The sequence below is a fragment of the Stenotrophomonas sp. Ste96 genome, from assembly GCF_024519495.1.
Taxonomy (GTDB): Bacteria; Pseudomonadota; Gammaproteobacteria; order Xanthomonadales; family Xanthomonadaceae; genus Stenotrophomonas; species Stenotrophomonas bentonitica_A.
Genome location: NZ_JALJRX010000023.1, coordinates 1 through 2,658, shown reverse-complemented (window position 1 = coordinate 2,658; position 2,658 = coordinate 1). Strand labels below are relative to the sequence as shown.

Here is a 2,658-nt window from a genome sequence, read left to right as displayed (position 1 = left end):
GGCATCACCGGGAAACTTCAGCCAAGTTTGGTATCGGTGTCGTCAGCCCTCTGACGATCTGGTCTGAGGGAACGTAAACCAGCATGCCGGCTACGTGGCTCAGGCCAGTGGCCTATTTAGTGCGAGGTCGTTTCGGTGCTGCGGCTGCTCTGGGCCTCGAGCCCGGCCTCAGGGCTGGCGTCGCGTAACTGCAGGGGCGGCGCGTCGTCCCTGATGCCCTGTTTGAAACCCTTGACCGCCTCACCGACGTCCTTGCCGGCATTCTTCAGCCGCTTGGTACCGAACACCAGTACCACGATCAACAGCACGACCAGCCAGTGCCAAATACTGAAACTTCCCATGAAAAAATCCCGCCAAAATGAGTGATAACGACGCACGCCTCGACACTAATGCCGCGAGTGGCGCAGAAGAGGCGCTCGATATTTCAACTGCCGCAAAGCAAGCAACTGTTACGCAGGACTGAGCGTCCCGAGCACTGAAACAACAATCAGGATCAAGAGGGCCAAGGCGGACTCAGCCGTAACGCTCTGCCGCAACGCACGCACCTCCTGCGCGGGATCACCGCTGGTCAGCGCCTGTCCCAAGCGCGGCACCAACGTCCATCGGTGCAGCGCGCCCAAGCCCAGCATTCCAGCGAACAGGGCCAGTTTGAACAGCAGCAACTTCCCGTAGGTGGTCAGGAACAGCGCGGAAAACGACCAAGCGGTGAGATCCCCGTAATGCACGATGCCGGACACCATGAGCGCCCCAACGAAAATCGTTCCCAGAGTCGAAAATCCATGCAGCAAGTCATGCGTTGATCGCAGACGCCCGTTGCCCGAGGCCTGCTTGTCGCGCAGGAGCATCCCCAGAAACATCAGGACCGCTGCGATCCAGCCGCCTGCCGCGAGAAGGTGGACGATGCCTGCACTGAGCCGGGCCACGCCTGCCACGCCCTCACCAGCGGCCGCGTGGCCGTTCCATGCCAGTGAAGCGAGTGCGCCGCCCGCCAGCGTCGCCGCCAGCGGGAAGGCGGACTCCACCTTCCCGTGGCGGCGATGCCATCCGAGCACAAACGTCAGGGCGACCAGCAGTGCGCCTCTCGCCATCGCTGCCCGACCCGCGGACGTCTCGAGCAGATACCAGCCAAGCGAATCACGATCAACTTCGGCAATCGCCATTCCCATGATGCCCGCGGTCTTGAAGACGACATCGGCCCCGGTAAGTACGACAGCGACGGCGGCACTCGCCAATAGAACGCCCATGAGTGGCCACCCGGCCAAGGCGTCGGCGACTGCCGATCGACGCGAACCGTACCATCCGAACAGTGGGATCCCGAAGAGCACCATGAGAACAAGGTATTCCAGGAATCTCAGTGCATAAGCCGACAAGTCGAACATTCGGATCTCCTCAGCGCACCGTGAAGCTGAAGCTGCCCGTCATGGGGTGGTTGTCGCCTCCAACGGCGCGATACTCCACGCGATACATACCCGCAGCCAGCGGCTTGGGCAGCTTGGCACGCAAGGTCTTGCCATCATTGACGATCTCCGTGGTGACGTTTTTGATCGGCATCGTGGAATTGCCGTGCACCATCAGCAACTCGAGACGCGACGCCCGCGACAGCAATGTTTCATTGAACACGAGATCGATTTCGTTTGGAGAAACCACCACGCTATTTGCCGCCGGTGTGGACTGCTGCAGAGCTGCATGGGCGTGGGCGACCTGTAGTGAAAACTGCCCCGCTGCAATGCCGAGGACGAGCGCGAAGGAACGAAAGATATTTGACGACTTCATTTGGATAATCCTCATTGGGAATGTGAAAAAAGCTCGTTTCGTGGAGCCGTGCTGTGGTGCAAGCGTTATGTTTCGGGGTGTGCGCGAGACCAACATTGTTCCGCTTTTGATGTTTCCGGTTTGCTCGTAACGCCGCCCTTTTGCCCTGACGGATCAGTGCTGTGCGAACGGCTCAGTGGTCCCGTCGTGGTGGACCAGCTCGACCGTGTACGGCTGCTGGCGCCCGTCCGGGACCTCCATGCCCGGTGAACCGAGCGGCATTCCCGGCAGCACCAAGCCACGTGCGTCGGGTTTTTCTTCCAGCAGACGCTTGATGTCAGCTGCAGGAACATGGCCTTCGATGACGTATCCCTCGACCTGGGCCGTGTGGCAGGAGCCCTTCGCATACGGGACACCCAGACGTTCCTTGACGGGGCCCAGGTCCTCCATGTCGTGCACATTCACCGCGAACCCGGCTTCGCGCACGTGGTCAATCCACGCGTTGCAGCAGCCGCAGGTCGGGGTCTTGTGGACTGTTATGCGCGGCAATGCCGTAAGCGCTTGGCCTGCTTGCGATCCGGCCTGTCCAGCAGGTGCGGGTGGTGATACTCCAAGGGGTGCAGCGGCTTGGCTGCAGGCGCTTAGGCCTGCCATGGCAAGCGCGGCCCAAGCCAGTCGATTCAATCCGTAAGTGCGCATCTGGAACATTCCTCAGGACCTGGTCTGCGAGGACCAGTGAATGTGGACGATCCGCCAGCCGTCCGCAGTCTGCTTCAGCACCATCGTCTCGGCGCTCTGGACGGTCAGTGGCTTTCCGTTCTTCTGGGCATGCAACTCGCTTTCGGTTCCGACCCATGCGAACTCGCCAGCGGCGCGTGCGCGCTGACGGAGCAACTGTCGATGGGC

At 61.1% G+C, this 2,658-nt stretch carries 5 protein-coding genes; all 5 read right to left on the bottom strand.

Going from position 1 to position 2,658, the window contains the following annotated elements:
* Positions 1 to 116: 116 nt before the first annotated feature.
* Positions 117 to 341 carry a Sec-independent protein translocase subunit TatA gene (gene tatA / locus OC373_RS18605; protein WP_046272500.1) on the bottom strand — a complete coding sequence of 75 codons (225 nt, stop codon included), beginning with the start codon at positions 339 to 341 and terminating at the stop codon, positions 117 to 119.
* A 108-nt stretch (positions 342 to 449) separates the two neighbouring features.
* A complete protein-coding gene (gene copD, locus OC373_RS18600; protein WP_261998263.1) occupies positions 450 to 1,379 on the bottom strand; it encodes a copper homeostasis membrane protein CopD in 930 nt (309 codons plus the stop codon).
* A gap of 10 nt (positions 1,380 to 1,389) precedes the next feature.
* Positions 1,390 to 1,773, bottom strand: coding sequence for a copper homeostasis periplasmic binding protein CopC (gene copC, locus OC373_RS18595; protein WP_261998262.1), 384 nt, complete (start codon positions 1,771 to 1,773; stop codon positions 1,390 to 1,392).
* A 153-nt stretch (positions 1,774 to 1,926) separates the two neighbouring features.
* Positions 1,927 to 2,451: a DUF411 domain-containing protein gene (locus OC373_RS18590; protein ID WP_232528986.1), complete on the bottom strand. Its 525-nt coding sequence runs from the start codon at positions 2,449 to 2,451 to the stop codon at positions 1,927 to 1,929.
* 12 nt (positions 2,452 to 2,463) lie between these two features.
* On the bottom strand, positions 2,464 to 2,658 hold a 195-nt coding region (locus OC373_RS18585), incomplete at its 5' end, for a nuclear transport factor 2 family protein (protein WP_261998261.1).